Here is an 18,609-nt window from a genome sequence, read left to right as displayed (position 1 = left end):
TTTTACAACACCTGTTAAACGGCTCAGATGCATCAAAAACGAAAAACCCCGCTGTTTCCAGCGGGGTTTCCTGATTGTGGATAACCTGAAAGGTTACTCGACGATTGAAGCGACGATACCGGCGCCGACGGTGCGGCCGCCTTCGCGGATAGCGAAACGCAGCTTTTCTTCCATCGCAATCGGAACGATCAGCTCGACGTCAACCGTGACGTTGTCGCCCGGCATGACCATTTCCGTGCCTTCCGGAAGCGTCACGATGCCGGTAACGTCCGTCGTGCGGAAGTAGAACTGCGGACGGTAGTTGGTGAAGAACGGCGTATGACGGCCGCCCTCTTCCTTCGTCAGGATGTAGGCTTCTGCCTTGAACTTCTTGTGCGGCTTGACCGAGCCCGGCTTGCACAGGATCTGACCACGCTCGACGCCGTCACGGTTCACACCGCGGATCAGCGCGCCGATGTTGTCGCCGGCCTGGCCCTGGTCGAGCAGCTTGCGGAACATTTCAACGCCGGTCACCGTCGTCTTCGACGTCGGACGGATGCCGACGATCTCGACTTCTTCACCAACCTTGATGATGCCACGCTCGACGCGGCCGGTCACGACCGTACCACGGCCCGAGATCGAGAACACGTCTTCGATCGGCATCAGGAACGGCTGGTCAACCGGACGCTCAGGCGTCGGGATGTACGAGTCGACCGCTGCCATCAGTTCGCGGATCGCGTCTTCGCCGATCTTCTTGTCGGAATCTTCAAGAGCAGCAAGCGCCGAGCCCTTGACGACCGGAATGTCGTCGCCCGGGAAGTCGTAGGACGACAGAAGCTCGCGAACCTCGAGCTCGACCAGCTCGAGAAGCTCGGCGTCGTCAACCTGGTCGACCTTGTTCAGGAACACAACGATCGCCGGAACGCCGACCTGGCGGGCGAGCAGGATGTGTTCGCGCGTCTGCGGCATCGGGCCGTCAGCAGCCGAGCAAACCAGGATCGCGCCGTCCATCTGCGCCGCACCGGTGATCATGTTCTTCACGTAGTCGGCATGGCCGGGGCAGTCGACGTGCGCATAGTGGCGGGCCGGCGTCTCATACTCAACGTGCGCCGTCGAGATCGTGATGCCGCGCGCCTTCTCTTCCGGAGCCGCGTCGATCTGGTCGTACGCCTTGAACTCACCGAAGTACTTCGTGATCGCTGCCGTCAGAGACGTCTTGCCGTGGTCAACGTGGCCGATCGTGCCAATGTTGACGTGCGGCTTGTTGCGCTCAAACTTACTCTTTGCCATTTGAATGCTTCCTGTGAACGAAATGGTGGCCCCGGCGAACCGGTTTAGTGCCGCCGTTTAAGGCTTTCGGCGAAATTGCGCAAGACTTAATTGCAGAGACCAATCTTGGCGTGACAGCGCATATGGGAGACAATTCGCCGCCTGCAAGGCGATTCGCCGGGACCCTTCCAAAAATCGCTGGAATCTCAAAGAAAATCGCGCGGAAGCCGCCGCCATTGGCGTCCCTCGCCTACGGCAACAGCAGTCGGCGTACACCCACGGCTGGAAACAGCGCGCGCGACGACCGTGACTGCGATCGCATCAACTGGCTTTAGGGGAGACTGGAGCGGGTAGCGGGAATCGAACCCGCGTATTCAGCTTGGAAGGCTGCTGCTCTACCATTGAGCTATACCCGCGGGATGGTCCGATCCAATGACGAATGGTGGAGAGAGTTGGATTTGAACCAACGTAGGCTGAGCCAACGGATTTACAGTCCGTCCCCTTTAACCACTCGGGCATCTCTCCAGTTTTTCGTCCGGATCTTGAAGACCAAGTTCGTCAGACTTCGAAGCGTTGCCGCCCGTCGTCTGCGCCGCGTATATGACCGGAGCATTTCCGTCTGTCAACACGATGACAATGGAAAAAACACGAAAAATTTCATTCGACGCCGAAAGCCGGCACATGAAAGAAAGCCTATGCGGCAGCGAACGCCATGGCTATAAAGCCGCATGAGCAAAGACAACAAATCCGGCGGCAAGGCCGCGACAGACCCATCCGCCAAGGATACGCACTACGCCAATCTGAGGCGCGCCCACCGCGACGCCAAGCGCGAACGCGGCGAGATCCCGACACCCCAGCCACAGAAGCGCCGGCGGGGAGCTGAGGACTGGAAGCCGCCGGTACTCGCGCCCGACCAGGTCTATCTCTATGGCCTGCATACGGTGCGCGCTGCTCTCGACAATCCGGAGCGCAAGAAGATCAAGCTGTTTACGACGCAGAATGCGCTCGCGCGTCTGGAAATCGACGTCGAGACGCTAGGCATTCCCTTCGAAATCGTCTCGCCGCACGAGATCGACAAGGTGCTCGGTCCCGAGGCGATCCATCAGGGCGTCATGCTGGAAACGCGGCCGCTACCGGTGCGCCGGCTCGAAGCGCTGAAGGACAGCCCTCTCCTGCTCGTGCTCGACCAGGTCACCGATCCGCACAATGTCGGCGCGATCATGCGCTCGGCCGTCGCCTTCAATGCCGGGGCGGTTATCACCACCCAGAGACATAGCCCGACCGAGTCAGGTGTGCTCGCCAAGTCCGCCTCCGGCGCCCTGGAACTGATACCTTATATACAGATCACCAACCTCGCCGAGGCGCTTGGCGAATTGCACAAGCTCGGCTTCTCCACCATCGGCCTCGATTCGGAAGGACCGGCGCCGCTCGAAGGCACCTTCTCCGGCGACAAGGTGGCGCTGGTGCTCGGCTCGGAGGGCAAGGGGCTCAGGCAGAAGACGCGCGAAACCGTCAACGCGCTTGCCCGCCTCGACATGCCGGGCGCAATCAAGTCGCTGAACGTCTCGAATGCAGCGGCGATTGCGCTTTATGCGGCGCGGCTCTATCTGAAGCCATAAGCGGGGCAACAGGCGACCAGATCAATTCCAACGACCGCAGTCGTCACGCCAAGGGGGAAGTGTCATGATCCGTTTCGTCGTCCGGCTTCCGGCTGCGGCAGCTGCCCTCCTTGCCTGTGGCCTGGCCCAGGGGCAGGAGATCGATGCCGATATTCTCAAAGCGCAGGCAGGGACCTATCTCTTTGCCCCGCAAGACGGCCGCGCGGGATGCCGGATGACGCTTGAAACCGGTACGGCGATCGGCGGCCATTCGCTGTCCGGCCAGGAGGCCTGCACTAAGCCGCTGCCGGCGCTTGCCGAGTCCTATGCCTGGAATTTCGACGGCAATGGCGGTCTCATTCTGATCGACGCGACGCGCAAGGTCATCGCCCGTTTCGTCGAGAACGAAGGTTCGCCGATGAAAACGGAAGACGAAACACCGCTCCTGCTGGTTTCAGCACCCGATGGTGTCGATCGCCTGCCGACCTTCAGGAGCCTTGCCGGGACATGGGCGATGCAAAGACCGGGCGGCGACAAGCTCTGCAGCGTGACACTCGACGCCACCGTCGATACGGACGGCCACGCCCCCTTGTCGCTTTCCAAAGACTGCGCCGCCAATGTCGCCAGGCTCAAGCTCGCCGTCTGGAATATCGACGGTTTCGGGCTGACGCTGATGAGCCATGATGGTTCATCGCTCAGCTTCGACATGCGCGCCGACGGTAATTTCGACAAGTCCGGCGAAGAAGGCGGCAAGCCGCTTTCGCTCGTGCGCCACTGATCCCGGCTGAGGGCTCGATCCGGAGAAATCCACTTTTTGCCTTGGAATGACCTTCTGGAGCATTATGATCTGGCGGCGATCGATCCGTAACGACCGGTCACAAGCAAGAAGGAGCGATTCCCATCATGGCCATTCGACCGCTGATTTTCGGTATCCTCTTCATCGCGGCCTTTGTGGGAATCATCCTCAGCATCATCTGGGTGGACACGTCGCATCCCGTCCACCAGCCCGATCCGCTGTCGCCGACGGCGCCCGGCCCCGCGACGCCGGGACCGGTGCAATAGGCGAGAGGAACGCGGACGGCGATTGCGCGTTAATCCCACCGAACGGGGATTGAACGCTTATGCGCATAATGATCGCCATCGTCGCTGTCATGGTCGCCTCCGTGCTCAGCATCGCGATGATGTCACCTTCCGGTGCCGGACAGACCGGTAACGGCGACAGAATCGAGGCAAGAGTCAACGAATCCATCACGCATTGAAACCGGGAATGGCGAGTGGCTGGGACCGACTATCCTCAGCTGCGATAGAATCGCGGCATGTCGCGATCAAATTGGTGCCACTCGCGACGCTCTTCCCAGCGCCACGGCCGCCAAGGGCGGCGTTCATAACGCCATTCAGACCGGCGCCAATCAGTCACGGTCGTCACGCCAATCAAGATCGTCACGCCAGCGGTCGTGTGGCCAGCTGTCATGAATCTGGACGATGTCGCTTTGCACGGATAGCGCCGATCGGTCGACAGGCATGGCGGCGGCGGGCGCAACGGCAGCAAAGGCCGCGCCGAGGGACATGGCTGCGGTCAGGAAAATAGGCGCGAACTTCATGGCTGCTTCCTCATTGACGATGAGGAGATACTGCGCCAACACGACTGAATTGCTGCTGAAGCAGTCCTTAGATAGAGTTCATCAAGGAAAAGCGCCGGAGCGTTATCGGAACCAGTCCGCCTTCGTTCCCAACGGAACTACGACGCGACAGCCTTCGCTTGGCCGCTCTCTTCGGCTCGCCGAGCCGAAGCTCACAGAGCAGGCTGGTGCCCCCGGCAGGGTTCGAACCCGCGACCCCCTGATTACAAATCAGGTGCTCTACCAACTGAGCTACAAGGGCAATAGCTGCCCAACTAACAGATTCTGCGATCCTGTAAAGGAAAATCCGTGCCGGCGCAGACAGTCGGCGTGGATCCAAAACGCCTTGTCGTGCAAAACGGCCTTGTCGCAACTGCCATTTATCCTTTAGCTAGAGCAGCTTCACAAAGGGCATTGTATGGGCCGTTCATTCCAGACGCTTTCCTTTATCGCCTCGCCGACGATGGAGGCGCTCGCAGCGCGCGAAGAGCTGATTCGCATCTATGGCGACGTTCCGCAGGACAAGGCTGATGTCATCGTCGCACTGGGTGGCGATGGCTTCATGCTGCAGACGCTGCACAGCACCATGAACTCGGGCAAGCTGGTCTACGGCATGAACCGCGGCTCGGTCGGCTTTCTGATGAATGACTACAGCACAGAACGACTTCAGGAGCGTATCTGCGTCGCCGTCGAAAACGCTTTCCGCCCCTTGAAGATGACCACGGCCAATGCCGACGGTACCAATTCGACAGCGCTCGCCATCAACGAGGTCTATCTTTTTCGCCAGTCCTATCAGGCAGCCAATCTGAGAGTCGTGGTCGACGGACGCGTGCGTCTGGAGGAGCTGATCTGCGACGGGCTGATGGTGGCCACCCCAGCCGGATCAACGGCCTATAATCTTTCCGCCCATGGCCCCATCCTGCCGCTCGAGGCGCCCCTGCTCGCCATGACGCCGGTCAGCGCTTTCAGGCCGCGGCGCTGGAGGGGCGCCCTGCTTCCGAACAGGGTGACTGTCGATATCGACGTGCTCGAGCCGGTGAAGCGGCCGGTGAATGCGGTGGCGGACAATACGGAAGTCAAATCGGTGCTGCATGTCCGCATCGCCCAGTCGGAGCATATGACGGCGCGTATCCTCTCCGATCCCGACCGCTCCTGGTCCGACCGCATTCTCGCCGAGCAGTTCAAGGATTGAGATGATGGCAATGCGCCTGACATTGATGACCACGATTTTCCTCGTCGGATGCTCGGCCGCGATCGCCGCTCCCACGCAGGACGTCATCCTGCCGGCTTCGGTGATTTTCGCGACCAGCACCGGCTACTGGGAGAACGACGGCAACGCGCCTGATGTCGAGCGGGCGCCCACCACTGCCGAAAGCGTTTCCGACTCCCAGGAAAAGAGCCATGGTTACTATAAGCTCTTTGCCGTGCGTCAGCCGGACAGGACCTCGAAAGTCTATCTTCAACAGATTGCCCAGACCGAGACCGGTCCTGCGATTGCCTCAACCATTGAGCTGCAGGAGATCAGCGACCTGAAGCCTTACGTGACCGATATCCGCCCCGAAAACTCGAGCGGCATCATCAAGCAACCCGGCCTCTTTGCCACGATCTATCTGAAGACCGATCCCGCGGCCGAGCCGGACGGCTGGACCGTGCTGATCGACGAACTCGGCGACATCACCATCGAGAAAGCAACCAATTGAGCAGCGAGACGCTGTTTTCCAGGCGACAAGGATGAAGCTCGGCTTTCGCGAGGGCGTCCTCTACGACGACCGGAGACCGGACTGGGACGCAGCCGGCCCAAGGCCCGTCCGCTGGTCGCTATGGTATCCGGCTGCCGATGACGCGCGGGAATGCGAGACTCAGGAGAGAAGCTGGTTTCGGAAGGCAGCGGTCGCTCGCGACGCACCAATTCGGCCTTCAGACCGGCCCTATCCCCTCGTCCTGCTGTCACACGGCACCGGCGGTTCTGCGGCCGGACTGGAATGGCTGGCGCGACGCCTGGTCGATCGCGGATTTGCAGCGCTCGGCGTCGATCATCACGGCAATACGGGCAGTGAGCCTTATCGCGCGGAAGGGTTTGCCTGTCTCTGGGAGCGGGCTCCGGATCTGAGCTTGATGCTCGACCGCTGTCGCGACTGGCTTGGCGATCTTGCCGGTCGGATCGATGCGGACCGTGTATTCGCGGCCGGATTCTCGGCCGGGGCCTATAGCGTCATGCTGCTTCTCGGCGCCGTCACCCAATTCTCGCAGTTCGAACCGTCACGGCTGAAGCCAGGTGGTCCGCACGGCCCGAGGGAATATCCCGACCTCGCCGATCATATCCCCTCACTGCTCCGCACCAGCGATGTTTTTCGCAAATCATGGTCCCGCATGTCGCGATCCTATCGCGACGACAGGATCGCAGCGGCGGTCCTCTGCGCACCGGGTCGCTCCGTTCTCAGCTTCGGCGCGGAAAGCCTGAAAACTGTGGTGGCGCCTACTCTTATCCTTGTCGGCGATGCCGACAAGGCGGCACCGGCCGAGGAATGTTCTTCATGGCTGCATGAGCGGCTGACCGGAAGCGCGCTGAAGATCTTCGGCGGCGGCCTCGGGCATTATGTCTTTGTGCCGGAGGGCACCGGGCTCGGCCTTGCCTTTGCCGCCGAGCTCTTCACCGATCCGCCGGGCATCGAACGGGGGGCCGTTCATGACGAGATTGCCGCTCTATCGGCAGCGCTGTTTCACGACGGCGACACCGGAGCGATAGGCTGAACAAAAAAAGCCCTGTTTCCAGGGCTTTCCGATTTCTATAGTGCTGAATTATCAGTCGACATCCTCGACGACCGCGTCGGCGGCGCCGCTGATGCGATGGGCAAGGGCCGCTTCCATGAATTCGTTCAGATCGCCGTCGAGCACGTCGTCCGGAGCGGTGCTGGCGACGCCGGTGCGCAGGTCCTTGACCAGCTGGTAGGGTTGCAGCACGTAGGAGCGGATCTGGTGACCCCAGCCGATATCCGTCTTGGAAGCGGCTTCGGCGTTGGCGGCCTCCTCGCGCTTCTTCAACTCTGCTTCGTACATCCGGGCACGCAGCATTTCCCAAGCCTTGGCGCGGTTCTTGTGCTGCGAACGCTCCTGCTGGCAGGCCACCACGATCCCGGTCGGGATATGGGTGATGCGCACGGCCGAATCCGTCGTGTTGACGTGCTGGCCGCCGGCGCCCGACGAACGATAGGTGTCGATGCGGCAATCGCTTTCGTTGATGTCGATGTTGATCGAGTCGTCGACGACTGGATAGACCCAGATCGACGAGAAGGACGTGTGGCGCCGCGCATTGCTGTCGTAGGGGGAAATGCGCACCAGACGATGCACGCCCGATTCCGTCTTCAGCCAGCCATAGGCGTTGTGGCCCTTGACGAGCAAGGTGGCGGACTTGATGCCGGCCTCTTCGCCATCATGGACTTCGAGAAGCTCGACCTTGAAGCGCTGGCGTTCCGCCCAACGGGTGTACATGCGCAAAAGCATGTTCGCCCAGTCTTGGCTTTCGGTGCCGCCGGCGCCGGAATGGACTTCCAGATAGGTGTCATTGCTGTCGGCCTCGCCGGACAGCATCGCCTCCACCTGGCGGCGCGCAGCCTCGGCCTTCAGCGCCTTCAAGGCATCCTCGGCCTCTTTGACGACGCCTTCGTCGCCTTCTTCCTCGCCCAGTTCGACCAGCTCGACATTGTCTTTCAGCTGCTGTTCCAGCTGCCGGACGCCGTTAACGCCGTCATCGAGCTGCTGGCGCTCGCGCATCAGCTTCTGCGCTTCCTGCGCATCGTTCCAGAGGTTCGGATCCTCTGCCTTGTTGTTCAACCAGTCCAGTCGTCTTATCGCCTGGTCCCAGTCAAAGATGCCTCCTCAGCAGGGTGATAGCCTGCTTGGTTTCATCGACCACGTTTTCGATTTCCGCTCGCATTTTCCTGCTTCTCTGTAACGGTCTTCTTCAAGTGCTGGTGACATAGAGACGCCCGCCGCGGATGTAAAGAGCCGGGGCGGGCTTCTAAAATCGGGTGGGGACTCAGAAGAGTCCTGGCGTGCCGGTCTGAACGGCCTGGTTGGCCTGCGGCGAGGTTTTCAGGATCTCCTCCGGCGCCATGGTGCTGTCCATGCCGATGACGGAGAAGCTGTCGGCAGGTCCGGTGCCGGGCTTGAAGGCCTCGACGATCGTGTTCGGATCGCCGTCGGCGGCGGCCATGCCGGTCTTGCGGTCGATCGGGATCAGGTTCATGCCCTGCGGAATGACGAACTTCGATTCCGGCATGTCCTTGACGGCGGCCTGCATGAATTCGTTGAAAATCGGGGCGGAGAGACCGCCACCGGTGCCGCCGCGGCCGAGCGGGGCCGGCGTATCGAAGCCCATATAGAGGCCGGCGACCAGATCCGGGGTGAAGCCGACGAACCAGGCATCCTTCTCGTCGTTGGTGGTGCCGGTCTTGCCGGCGACGTCGCGACCGCTGAGATCGATCTTGCCAGCGGCAGTGCCGCGCTGGATGACGCCCTGCATCATCGAGGTGATCTGGTAGGCGGTCATGGGGTCGAGAACGGTTTCGCGGTTGTCGACGACGTTGGGCTCTTCCTGGTTCTGCCAGTCGCCGGCATTGCAGCCCTCGCAGAGGCGCTCCTCATGCTTGAAGATCGTCTTGCCGTAGCGGTCCTGGATACGGTCGATCAGCGTCGGCTTGATCTGCTTGCCACCATTTGCAATGACCGAATAGGCCGAGACCATGCGCAGCACTGTCGTGTCGCCGGCGCCGAGCGACATCGAGAGAACCGGCAGCATGTGATCGTAGATACCGAAGCGTTCGGCATATTCGGCAACGATATTCATGCCGAGATCGTTGGCGAGGCGGACCGTCATCAGGTTGCGCGAATGCTCGATGCCCGAGCGCAGCGTCGATGGGCCGCCGACTTCGCCGCCGTAGTTTTCCGGCTTCCAGACCTGGCCACCCGAGACGATCTCGATCGGCGCGTCCATGATGACGGAGGCCGGGGTATAGCCATTGTCCATCGCAGCTGCGTAGACGAAGGGCTTGAAGGAGGAGCCCGGCTGGCGCATCGCCTGGGTGGCGCGGTTGAATTCGGACTGAGCATAGGAGAAACCGCCGACCATGGCGAGCACGCGGCCGGTCTTCGGATCCATGGCGACAAGGCCGCCCTGTACCTTGGGGGGCTGGCGCAGACGGTAGGAGGTCGACGCGTCGTCACCGAGCTTCTCGACATACACGACATCGCCCGGGCTCAAGACACCGGCCGGCGATTTCGCCGTCTTGCGGGAGCCATCCGCCGATCGGTAGGCCCATTGCATGTTCTTGGCGTCGATGGTGCCGCGCAGACGGTCCGCCGCAACCTTGCCGCTCCCCTCCTTGGCCGGTTGCAGGCCGATGTCGACGTTGTCGTCGGAGACGGAGAGCACGACGGCCAGGCGCCATTCCGGAACGTCGGACAGCGCGGGAATATCGGCAAGCGCCTTGCCCCAGTCGCCGCTTGCGTCGATCTGCTTGACGGCCCCATGGAAACCGCGGCGCTCGTCATAGGTCACGAGGCCATCCTGCAGCGCCTTGCGCGCGGCGAGCTGCATCTGCGGATCGAGCGATGTGCGCACGGAAAGGCCGCCCTCGTAGAGAACTTTCTCGCCATATTGGTCGATCAACTGGCGGCGCACGGCCTCGGCGAAGTAATCGGACGCGAAGAGCGATGGTCCGTTGCTGCGGGCGGTGACGCCGAGCGGCTGCTTCTTGGCTTCCGCGCCGTCGCTCTGGCTGACATAGCCGTTCTCGACCATGCGATCGATAACCCAGTTGCGACGCTCGAGCGCCGCCTCAGGATGGCGGAAAGGATGATAATTGGCCGGACCTTTCGGCAGCGATGCCAGATAGGCGGCCTCGGCGACAGTCAGCTCCGTAACCGACTTGTTGAAATAGGTCAGCGCCGCGCCGGCGATGCCATAGGAATTCATCCCGAAGAAAATCTCGTTCAGGTAGAGTTCGAGAATCTTGTCCTTGCTGTAGGCCTGCTCGATACGGAAGGAGAGGATTGCTTCCTTGATCTTGCGGTCGATCGTCTGGTCCGAGCTCAATAGGAAGTTCTTGGCCACCTGCTGGGTGATCGTGGAAGCGCCGACAGGACGGCGACCCGAACCGAAATTCTGCAGGTTGACGAGGATTGCGCGGCCGAGACCAGTGAGGTCGACGCCCGGATGGTTGTAGAAATTCTTGTCCTCGGCCGACAGGAAAGCGGCCTTGACGCGGTCGGGAATGGCCTGGATCGGCAGGAAGAGACGTTTTTCCTTGGCATATTCGGCCATGAGAGCGCCGTTGCCGGCATGGACGCGGGTCGTCACCGGCGGCGCGTAACTGTTCAGAACGGCATAGTCCGGAAGATCCCTCGCGACATTGGCGAGATAGATGGCAATGCCCGCCGCCGCGACCAGAAACAGGACGCAGGCCATTCCGAAGAAATATCCAAGAAGTCTAAGCATATTTTCAGCTACCGGTCTCTTCGATCTACAATCGGCGCGGACGCAACGATTGCACAGATCGAGACAATTTGCACGTTGCGCGCGGCTTACTCCATGAGCGCTACCGCCACAAGACGATTCCGCGCCTCAAGCTAGGAAACATAAGCCGGAGTAACGGCGCGAATGTGAGCAAAATAGGGCTCTGCCCGCCGCAATCGCTGCCTCGGCAGCGTTTCATCGGGACTGTCACATCGAAGCAACGCCCTTCCCGGGCGACAAACCGAACCGCGCCGCTCAGAACGTGATTGATCGGATGCGTCCAAGTCACTGTTTTCATGGAGCTCGCCTGAGCGAACCCATTAAAATATCCGGGCGGCGTTCTTCAGCCGCCATTCGCCACGACGCCGGTGCGGTATCGCTTCACCGCCTCGGTCAGAAGATCGGCGATCCTGGTGCGCCAGGTTTCGTCGAGCAGCAGTTTTTCGTCTTCGGCATTCGACAGGAACCCGAGCTCGAGCAGGATCGACGGCACGTCGGGCGCCTGCAGCACGCGGAAGCCGGCGTGGCGATGCGGATTGTTGATGGTGCCGATCTGGTCCTTGAAGGAATTCAGCACGCTCTCGGCCAGCGAAATCGAGAAGGCCTGCGTCTCGCGCCGCGTCAGATCGAGCAGGATGTCGGCGACCTCGGGCGGCTCGGCGACCGTCTCCTTGCCGGCGATCTGGTCGGAAAGGTTTTCGCGCTCGGCAAGGTCGGCTGCGAGCTTGTCAGAGGCCTTGTCCGAGATCGTATAGACCGTCGCGCCGCGGATATCCTTCTGTTTCAGCGTATCGGCATGCAATGAAATGAACAGGCCGGCATGGTTCTGGCGGGCGATCAGCACGCGCTGGGAAAGCGACAGGAACTCGTCGTCACTGCGCGTCAGGAACGCCTTGATGCCCGGCTCCTTGTTCAGCCGGTCGGCCAGGGCCTTGGCGAAGGCAAGCGTCACTTGCTTCTCTTCGGTCTTCGTGTCGACGCCGATCGCGCCGGTATCGATGCCGCCGTGGCCGGCGTCGACGGCAATGACAAAATCGCCGGGGGCGGTTTTTTCTGGCGCCGGAATGGCGCTCGTCGTCTGGGCCGCGTCGGTCCGATCGTCCCAGGATTGTGTCTTGACCAATTCGGCAAAGGCCTGTTTGTCGATCATCTCGGCATCGAGCACCAGGCGATGGCCCCTGCCCGCCTCGTCGGCTTGCACCTTGGCGAGCGAGAGCTTCACCGGCCTTGCCGTTGTCAGCACGATGCGGGCGCTCTCATCATCCATCTTGCCGTAGCGGATATCCTTGAAGAGGCCGCGGGCGGCCAAATCCTTCGCCGGAAATCCAAAGGCGGTGGCTGACAGATCGACGACGATCCGCTCCGGATTGGCGAGATAATGGACGGAGAAACGCGGTTCGCGGTCGAAATCGATGACGATACGCGTCCTGGCATCATCGCCGATGATGCGCGCCCCATAAGCGAGCAGCGGATCCTTCGTCTCGGCCGAACCCGCGAGGCCGGGCAGGAGGCAACCTGCAATGAGCACCGCCGTCTGAATCCGCCTAGCCAATGTCGATCGCCGCGTTGCGAACTGCGCCACGATCCGAGCCCTCTTAAACAATAAACCGCCACACCCTATTTATACCGCGATGGACCTGATATGGCCGGAACGGACGCCCGAGAGCGAAACGCCTTGCCGCCTGCCGAATCGCGGTCACCTGCCCCCGGTTTCTATGCGATTCGAAATCCATCAATATTATGGCACATTTGGCTTTTCCCTTGCTATTGTGACAGAGAAAACATACAACGCATTTTAGGGTAGAAGTGTTGACGGGATAGAGTCGCCGCAAGGGCTGCCAGCCAGATCTGGACCTGGCGCCACATCGGTCATCGTCCGCCGTCTCATGCGCTTCAACCCGAGAACTGGATCCTGATTTTCCGGCATCTGTCGGAACTTCATTGGTGGATCAGCCACCACGCTCTCAGGGAGCAACCTCATCGGACCCGAACCGGGTCTTCGTATTTGTCGATCACGCTTGGTTGTTGATGGTTTCGCAGCAGGTTTTATCTGAAGTGCACAGGCCCCGGACCGAAACGGTTCCGGCTGCGGTCTGGCTGCTGCTCTCCCCTTCGCGTCAAGCGCGACTTTCATTATCCGGCGCGGCCACGGTGGACCGCATTCTTTCTGTTTCAACAGCAGTCGGGAATGCGCTCTCGCGGCCACGCCGAGGAGCACAGCTTACATGGCAGACAAAATGCTTATCGATGCGTCTCACGAGGAAGAGACGCGCGTCGTTGTCGTTCGCGGGAACCGCATAGAAGAATTTGACTTCGAGTCGCAGCACAAGAAGCAGATCCGCGGCAATATCTATCTTGCAAAGGTAACGAGGGTCGAGCCCTCGCTGCAGGCCGCTTTCGTCGATTACGGCGGTAACCGGCACGGCTTCCTGGCCTTCGCCGAAATCCATCCCGATTACTACCAGATCCCCCTCGCCGACCGTCAGGCGCTGCTTCGGGCCGAGGCCGAGGAGCACCGTCGCGACGAAGACGTCGAGCACGTCGAAACCGCGCCGATGGTCGATCTTTCGACCCAGGATCAGCCGGATGTCGGCATCGTGCCGACAGAGGCACCGGCTGCCGTAACGGAAGAGGCCGCGGCGGAAGAGATTGCCGTAACGGCAGAGGTGGCAGGATCACCTGAAGCCGCCGAGGAAGCGCCGGCCAAGAAGGCAAGGCCGCGCCGGAGCCGCAAGAAGGTTGCCGAAACGACGGCGACGGAAGACGCCGTTCCGACAGACGTCGAAGCGGAAGGCGCTTCGGGTGTCGACAACGACGATGACGCCCCTGCCGGCGGCACGATGGCCGCGATGGTGGAAACCGACACGATTTCCGAGGACATCGACACCAGCAAGCGTCGCCACGATGACGACGACGACGACGATGATCACGGCGAAGAGGAAGTCATCGAATCCGTTGGCGCCGAAGACGCAATGGAAGAGGTGCCGGACCGCGTGCAGCGCAAGCCGCGCAAGCAGTACCGCATCCAGGAAGTCATCAAGCGCCGCCAGATCCTGCTGGTTCAGGTCGCCAAGGAAGAGCGCGGCAACAAGGGTGCCGCTCTCACCACCTATCTCTCGCTTGCAGGCCGCTATTCGGTTCTGATGCCGAACACGGCGCGCGGCGGCGGCATTTCCCGCAAGATCACCAATCCGCAGGACCGCAAGCGCCTGAAGGAAATCGCCCGCATGCTCGAAGTGCCGCAAGGCATGGGCGTTATCCTGCGCACCGCCGGCGCCAACCGCACCAAGGTCGAGGTCAAGCGTGATTTCGAATATCTGATGCGCCTGTGGGAAAACGTCCGCACGCTGACGCTGGCGTCGACCGCTCCCTGCCTCGTCTATGAAGAAGGCTCGCTGATCAAGCGCTCGATCCGCGACCTCTACAACAAGGATATCGGCGAGATCATCGTTGCCGGCGAGGAAGGCTATCGTGAAGCGAAAGACTTCATGAAGATGCTGATGCCGAGCCATGCCAAGGTGGTTCAGCCCTACCGCGACATCCACCCGATCTTCTCGCGCTCCGGCATCGAGGCCCAGCTCGACCGCATGCTGCAGCCGCAGGTAACGCTGCGTTCCGGCGGCTACCTGATCATGAACCAGACGGAAGCGCTGGTTTCGATCGACGTCAACTCCGGCCGCTCGACGCGCGAACACTCGATCGAGGACACTGCGCTGCAGACGAACCTCGAAGCCGCGGAAGAAATCGCCCGCCAGCTTCGCCTGCGCGACCTCGCCGGCCTGATCGTCATCGACTTCATCGACATGGAAGAAAAGCGCAACAACCGCGCCGTCGAGAAGAAGCTGAAGGAATGCCTGAAGAATGACCGCGCCCGCATCCAGGTCGGCCGGATCTCGCATTTCGGCCTGCTCGAAATGTCGCGCCAGCGCATCCGCGCTTCGGTTCTCGAATCGACGACCCAGGTCTGCTCGCATTGCGGCGGCACCGGCCACGTCCGTTCACAGTCCTCCGTCGCCCTGCATGTGTTGCGTGGCATCGAGGAATATCTGCTCAAGAACACGACGCACAACATCACCGTGCGCACGACGCCTGACATCGCGCTCTACCTGCTCAACCACAAGCGCCAGACGATCGTCGATTACGAAGCGCGTTTTGGCGTAGCGATCATCATCGATGCCGATGGTTCGGTCGGCGCGCAGCACTTTGCGATCGACCGCGGCGAGCCCGTCGAAAACCCGGTCAAGATCGAAAGCCTCTTCAACTTCGCAGCCATCCCCGAGGATGAGGACGACGACATCGTTATCGAGGCTGATGAGGAAGAAGACGAAGATCTCGAGGAAAAGGCTGCCGCGACCGAACGTCCCGCTGCGGCGCGTTCGGAAGGCGAAGCTGAAGGCAACCGTAAGCGCAAGCGTCGCCGCCGCCGTCGTGGCCGCAACGGCAATGCCGAGCAGCCGGTAGCCGCTGCAGGCGAAGCCGGCGACGAAGAGGAAGATGCCGACGACGAGGGCGCTGAGGGCGACGAAACCGCCGCCGCTGCACCCGAGAGCCGCGCCGAAAACGAGGAATCGCAGCGCCGCAAGCGCCGGCGCCGCGGCAAGCGCGGCGGTCGCCGCAACCGGGAGGACGGGTCCGAGCTGACGGCGAATGAAGCCGGCGAAGACAGTGGCAGCGAGGATGAAGACGACGGCACTTCGGATGACGTCGCTCCCGGTGAAGCCGCAATTGTCGAGACGGTTGCCGAACAGGCCAGGGAGAGCCAAGCTGTAACGGCTGCCGTCGAGGACGTGGGTGTCGTCGCCGAAGAGGTAAAGCCTGCCCGTGGCCGCGGCCGCCGGAAGCCCGCCGCAGCGCCGGTCGAAGAACCGGTAGCGGAATCGGCACCAGCCGTAGAAGCAGAGCCGGAGGTGGTCGAAGCCTCGGCCGATCTCGCAACGCCCGCGCAGGAGGAAGCAAAGCCGGTTCGCGCCAACCGCGAATCCAATATTTCTTCCTCAGAGCCGACGGTGAAATCCACCCGCAGCGAAACAACCGAAAGCGATGACAGCAAGCCGAAGAAAGCCGGCTGGTGGCAACGCCGTGGCTTCTTTTGAACGCTGATTTTCGGACGTAAATGACGATAATCCGGCCGTGGCGACGCGGCCGGATTTTTGTTTATGGCGACAGCATCAGCATTGATCTTGAACCCCGTGAGACTGATGTGTATCTTTTAAGAAAGTTATACACATGAGGAAAAAATGCGGACGAATATAGATATCGATGATGCCTTGCTCGACGCAGCGATGACCGCCACGGGGTTGGCGACGAAAAAAGCTACTATCGAACAGGCCCTCAGAAGCCTCGTCGACAGGCACCGCAGAAAAAATGCGATCGCAAATCTCTCGGGAATCGGCTGGGAGGGTGATCTGGAAGGGATGCGCCGCGATCGACCGGACGAAACCAGTGATCGTCGTCGATAGTTCGGTCTGGATTGCGCATCTACGCGGGATGGAAAACGCCGCCAGACGGCGTCTGCAGAATATCGAAGATCCGCTGGAGATTCTTGTTGGCGATCTTATTCTTATGGAGGTCCTCCAAGGCGCGCGCAATGACCGCCATGCAACCACCATCGAAGCGAATTTGCGCCAATTCACGATCCGTCCGATGCTTGACGACAGCCTCGCCGTCAGGGCAGCCCGTAATTATCGCCTGCTGCGGGAACGCGGTATCACAGTGCGCAAGATCATCGACGTAATCATTGGCACATTCTGCATTCAAGAAGGCCACTCGCTCTTGCACGATGATAGGGATTTCGATCCCATGGCCGAGCATCTCGGTCTCAGGATCGCCTGATCGCCCTTGCGATCAGGCTGCCGGCGGGTAGAGCAGATCGACGATGTAGCTGGCGTCGAAACGGGAATCGAGCATGCCGTAAGTGGAGCGCCAGCCGCCGGCAAGGCGTGTCTCGATGAAGGCATCGGCGATGCGCCCTGCTCCAAGCCGATAGAGTTCCGCCGCGCCGGCGGCAAGTGCCAGTTGCTCGACGAGCAGGCGCGCCGCGCCCTCGTCCTGTTCGCAAAGCGCGATTGCGGCGCGTAGCACGTCGATCGTTTTCTTGCCGGCGGGGCCGAGATCGCGCGCGAGGCCCGCAAAAACCGTCTCGAACAGATCCTTGCCACGGTTGAGCACGCGCAGCACATCCAGCGCCATCACGTTGCCGGAGCCTTCCCAGATGGCGTTGACGGGGGCCTCGCGGTAATGGCGGGCGATCGGGCGCTCCTCGATGTAACCGTTGCCGCCGATGCATTCCATCGCCTCATAGATCAGCGAGGGCGCGATCTTGCAGCACCAGTATTTGGCGACAGGCGTCATGACGCGGGCATAGGCCGCTTCTTCGGCATTGCCGCGCGCCTTGTCGAAAGCATCGGCCAAGCGGAAGGACAGCGCGGTAGCGGCAGCGACGTCGAGCGCCATGTCGGCGAGCACGCGCGTCATGATCGGCTGGTTGACGAGCATCCTGCCGAAGACGCTGCGGCCGCGCGTATGATGCACGGCCTCGGCAAGCGAGGCGCGCATGATGCCTGATGAAGCCAGCGCGCAATCAAGCCGCGTCAGCGTCACCATGTCGAGGATGGTGCGGATGCCGGCATCCGGGCCGCCGAGCAGGAAACCGAAGGTATCGGTGAACTCAACCTCGGAAGAGGCGTTCGAGCGGTTGCCGACCTTGTCCTTCAGTCGCTGGAACTGCAGTCCGTTGGCGGACCCGTCCTCCAGCAGGCGCGGCACCAGGAAGCAGCCCATGCCCTCCTTCGTCTGCGCCAGCATGATGAAGGCATCGCTCATTGGAGCCGACATGAACCATTTGTGGCCGGAGAGCCGATAGATGCCTTCGCTGACCTTTTCAGCCGCACTCCGGTTGGCCCTGACATCGGTGCCGCCCTGCTTTTCGGTCATGCCCATGCCGATGGTCACCGCGGATTTCTGCATGGCGGGCCGGTTGGACGAATCATATTTGCGCGACAGGATCTTCGGCGCCCAGTCCTTCTGCACCGCAGGGGACGCCGACAGCGCAGCCACCGAAGCGCTCGTCATCGTCAGCGGGCAGAGATGGCCGGATTCCAGCTGTGCCGTCAGGTAAAATCGCGCGGCGCGGACCTTGTGGCCCGCGTCCTTCGCCTCGATATCGGCCTGCGGATCCCAGACGGAGGAATGCAGGCCGACCGACATGGAGCGGCGCATCAGCGCGTGCCAGGCGGGATGAAACTCGACGACGTCGAGACGCTCGCCGCGCGGACCATGGGTGCGCAGCTGTGGCGCGCCCTGGTTTGCCATGCGCGCGAGCTCCTGCGCCTCCGGCGAGGTGACGTAGCGACCGATATTTTCCAGGTCTTCACGGATGCCGCGCGGCAAGGCCGCCGTCAGATCGACGATCAGCGGATCGGATCGATAGGCATTGATGCCGGACCACAGGCTCGGCTGGTTGAGTTCTGCGAGTTTGTCGTCAGTCCGGTTTGCGGAGGTCATTGTTCGCTTCTAGTGCAAGAACCCGGCAAGGAAAACCGGAAGTTATGATTCGCTTTATTCTGCTCTATCGGAATTCAAGCGAAAATGCATGGGGACATAAGCCTTTGCCCACAGCGCGTGCTTGCCC

15 protein-coding genes, 3 tRNA genes and 1 pseudogene are annotated in these 18,609 nt (G+C 61.4%); 10 read left to right on the top strand and 9 right to left on the bottom strand.

The features are described 5' to 3' along the window. Positions 1–93: 93 nt before the first annotated feature. From tuf to NL154_RS07420, 3 genes are all read right to left on the bottom strand, one after another. On the bottom strand, positions 94–1,269 hold the full coding sequence (tuf, locus tag NL154_RS07430; protein ID WP_011424970.1) for an elongation factor Tu: 1,176 nt from the start codon (positions 1,267–1,269) through the stop codon (positions 94–96). A gap of 321 nt (positions 1,270–1,590) precedes the next feature. Further along, positions 1,591–1,664 (bottom strand) — tRNA-Gly (locus NL154_RS07425). A gap of 24 nt (positions 1,665–1,688) precedes the next feature. Next, positions 1,689–1,773, bottom strand: a tRNA-Tyr gene (locus tag NL154_RS07420). A gap of 203 nt (positions 1,774–1,976) precedes the next feature. Between NL154_RS07420 and rlmB the strand changes: the two genes are divergently transcribed. The 4 genes from rlmB (at position 1,977) to NL154_RS07400 (ending at position 4,105) form a co-directional block, all read left to right on the top strand. Then, a complete protein-coding gene (gene rlmB / locus NL154_RS07415; RefSeq protein ID WP_210628252.1) occupies positions 1,977–2,867 on the top strand; it encodes a 23S rRNA (guanosine(2251)-2'-O)-methyltransferase RlmB in 891 nt (296 codons plus the stop codon). A gap of 64 nt (positions 2,868–2,931) precedes the next feature. Then, the gene (locus NL154_RS07410) at positions 2,932–3,624 is read left to right on the top strand and encodes an AprI/Inh family metalloprotease inhibitor (RefSeq protein ID WP_210628253.1); all 693 of its coding nucleotides are present in this window, start codon (positions 2,932–2,934) and stop codon (positions 3,622–3,624) included. 125 nt (positions 3,625–3,749) lie between these two features. Further along, positions 3,750–3,908, top strand: coding sequence for a hypothetical protein (locus NL154_RS07405; protein WP_164517777.1), 159 nt, complete (start codon positions 3,750–3,752; stop codon positions 3,906–3,908). Positions 3,909–3,967: 59 nt separating this feature from the next. Beyond that, positions 3,968–4,105: a hypothetical protein gene (locus NL154_RS07400; protein WP_210628254.1), complete on the top strand. Its 138-nt coding sequence runs from the start codon at positions 3,968–3,970 to the stop codon at positions 4,103–4,105. A 35-nt stretch (positions 4,106–4,140) separates the two neighbouring features. Here the strand turns inward: NL154_RS07400 and NL154_RS07395 are convergent. Continuing rightward, positions 4,141–4,447: pseudogene (locus NL154_RS07395) on the bottom strand (hypothetical protein). A 204-nt stretch (positions 4,448–4,651) separates the two neighbouring features. Further along, positions 4,652–4,727, bottom strand: a tRNA-Thr gene (locus tag NL154_RS07390). A gap of 156 nt (positions 4,728–4,883) precedes the next feature. Here NL154_RS07390 and NL154_RS07385 point away from each other — a divergent pair. Genes NL154_RS07385 through NL154_RS07375 form a run of 3 tightly spaced genes read left to right on the top strand, consistent with a single transcriptional unit; the run spans position 4,884 to position 7,216 of the window. Beyond that, positions 4,884–5,657, top strand: coding sequence for an NAD kinase (locus NL154_RS07385; protein ID WP_221147453.1), 774 nt, complete (start codon positions 4,884–4,886; stop codon positions 5,655–5,657). A gap of 4 nt (positions 5,658–5,661) precedes the next feature. Then, a complete protein-coding gene (locus NL154_RS07380; protein ID WP_221147454.1) occupies positions 5,662–6,165 on the top strand; it encodes a hypothetical protein in 504 nt (167 codons plus the stop codon). A 31-nt stretch (positions 6,166–6,196) separates the two neighbouring features. Continuing rightward, positions 6,197–7,216 (top strand): alpha/beta hydrolase family protein, encoded by a 1,020-nt coding sequence (locus tag NL154_RS07375; protein ID WP_221147455.1) that lies wholly within the window; start codon positions 6,197–6,199, stop codon positions 7,214–7,216. A gap of 51 nt (positions 7,217–7,267) precedes the next feature. Here NL154_RS07375 and prfB read toward each other — a convergent pair. From prfB to NL154_RS07360, 3 genes are all read right to left on the bottom strand, one after another. Continuing rightward, positions 7,268–8,399, bottom strand: a protein-coding gene (gene prfB / locus NL154_RS07370) for a peptide chain release factor 2 (RefSeq protein WP_210628257.1) whose coding sequence is annotated in 2 segments (ribosomal slippage) — positions 7,268–8,329 and positions 8,331–8,399 — 1,131 coding nt in all. Because the reading frame shifts where the segments join, the coding sequence is not laid out codon by codon here. Between the two features lie 102 nt (positions 8,400–8,501). Then, positions 8,502–10,961, bottom strand: coding sequence for a penicillin-binding protein 1A (locus tag NL154_RS07365; protein ID WP_210628258.1), 2,460 nt, complete (start codon positions 10,959–10,961; stop codon positions 8,502–8,504). Positions 10,962–11,322: 361 nt separating this feature from the next. Next, positions 11,323–12,582 carry an N-acetylmuramoyl-L-alanine amidase gene (locus NL154_RS07360; protein WP_434733855.1) on the bottom strand — a complete coding sequence of 420 codons (1,260 nt, stop codon included), beginning with the start codon at positions 12,580–12,582 and terminating at the stop codon, positions 11,323–11,325. Positions 12,583–13,204: 622 nt separating this feature from the next. Between NL154_RS07360 and NL154_RS07355 the strand changes: the two genes are divergently transcribed. The 3 genes from NL154_RS07355 to vapC all read left to right on the top strand — a co-directional run bounded on the left by NL154_RS07355 (position 13,205) and on the right by vapC (position 16,811). After that, positions 13,205–16,072 (top strand): Rne/Rng family ribonuclease, encoded by a 2,868-nt coding sequence (locus tag NL154_RS07355; protein ID WP_434733854.1) that lies wholly within the window; start codon positions 13,205–13,207, stop codon positions 16,070–16,072. A 144-nt stretch (positions 16,073–16,216) separates the two neighbouring features. Beyond that, complete coding sequence (locus tag NL154_RS07350; RefSeq protein ID WP_221147458.1) at positions 16,217–16,438, top strand: type II toxin-antitoxin system VapB family antitoxin; 222 nt, start codon at positions 16,217–16,219, stop codon at positions 16,436–16,438. Continuing rightward, a complete protein-coding gene (gene vapC, locus NL154_RS07345) occupies positions 16,422–16,811 on the top strand; it encodes a type II toxin-antitoxin system VapC family toxin (protein WP_221147459.1) in 390 nt (129 codons plus the stop codon). The genes NL154_RS07350 and vapC overlap by 17 nt, the downstream gene beginning before the upstream one ends. Positions 16,812–16,823: 12 nt before the next feature. On the opposite strand, the gene NL154_RS07340 is transcribed toward vapC, so the two are convergent. Then, on the bottom strand, positions 16,824–18,482 hold the full coding sequence (locus NL154_RS07340) for an acyl-CoA dehydrogenase family protein (RefSeq protein ID WP_210628262.1): 1,659 nt from the start codon (positions 18,480–18,482) through the stop codon (positions 16,824–16,826). Between the last annotated feature and the right edge of the window lie 127 nt (positions 18,483–18,609).

The sequence above is a fragment of the Rhizobium sp. YTUHZ044 genome, from assembly GCF_051123975.1.
GTDB lineage: Bacteria > Pseudomonadota > Alphaproteobacteria > Rhizobiales > Rhizobiaceae > Rhizobium.
This window is presented reverse-complemented; position numbering and strand designations above follow the sequence as displayed.

Excerpts from the sequence above, each read along its gene's own strand:
- NL154_RS07400 (WP_210628254.1), top strand. The coding sequence starts at position 3,968 with ATGCGCATAATGATCGCCATCGTCGCTGTCATGGTCGCCTCCGTGCTC.
- NL154_RS07340 (WP_210628262.1), bottom strand. The coding sequence starts at position 18,482 with ATGACCTCCGCAAACCGGACTGACGACAAACTCGCAGAACTCAACCAG.
- NL154_RS07380 (WP_221147454.1), top strand. The coding sequence starts at position 5,662 with ATGGCAATGCGCCTGACATTGATGACCACGATTTTCCTCGTCGGATGC.
- tuf (WP_011424970.1), bottom strand. The coding sequence starts at position 1,269 with ATGGCAAAGAGTAAGTTTGAGCGCAACAAGCCGCACGTCAACATTGGC.
- NL154_RS07405 (WP_164517777.1), top strand. The coding sequence starts at position 3,750 with ATGGCCATTCGACCGCTGATTTTCGGTATCCTCTTCATCGCGGCCTTT.
- NL154_RS07375 (WP_221147455.1), top strand. The coding sequence starts at position 6,197 with ATGAAGCTCGGCTTTCGCGAGGGCGTCCTCTACGACGACCGGAGACCG.
- NL154_RS07350 (WP_221147458.1), top strand. The coding sequence starts at position 16,217 with ATGCGGACGAATATAGATATCGATGATGCCTTGCTCGACGCAGCGATG.
- NL154_RS07365 (WP_210628258.1), bottom strand. The coding sequence starts at position 10,961 with ATGCTTAGACTTCTTGGATATTTCTTCGGAATGGCCTGCGTCCTGTTT.
- NL154_RS07410 (WP_210628253.1), top strand. The coding sequence starts at position 2,932 with ATGATCCGTTTCGTCGTCCGGCTTCCGGCTGCGGCAGCTGCCCTCCTT.
- NL154_RS07355 (WP_434733854.1), top strand. The coding sequence starts at position 13,205 with ATGGCAGACAAAATGCTTATCGATGCGTCTCACGAGGAAGAGACGCGC.
- NL154_RS07385 (WP_221147453.1), top strand. The coding sequence starts at position 4,884 with ATGGGCCGTTCATTCCAGACGCTTTCCTTTATCGCCTCGCCGACGATG.
- rlmB (WP_210628252.1), top strand. The coding sequence starts at position 1,977 with ATGAGCAAAGACAACAAATCCGGCGGCAAGGCCGCGACAGACCCATCC.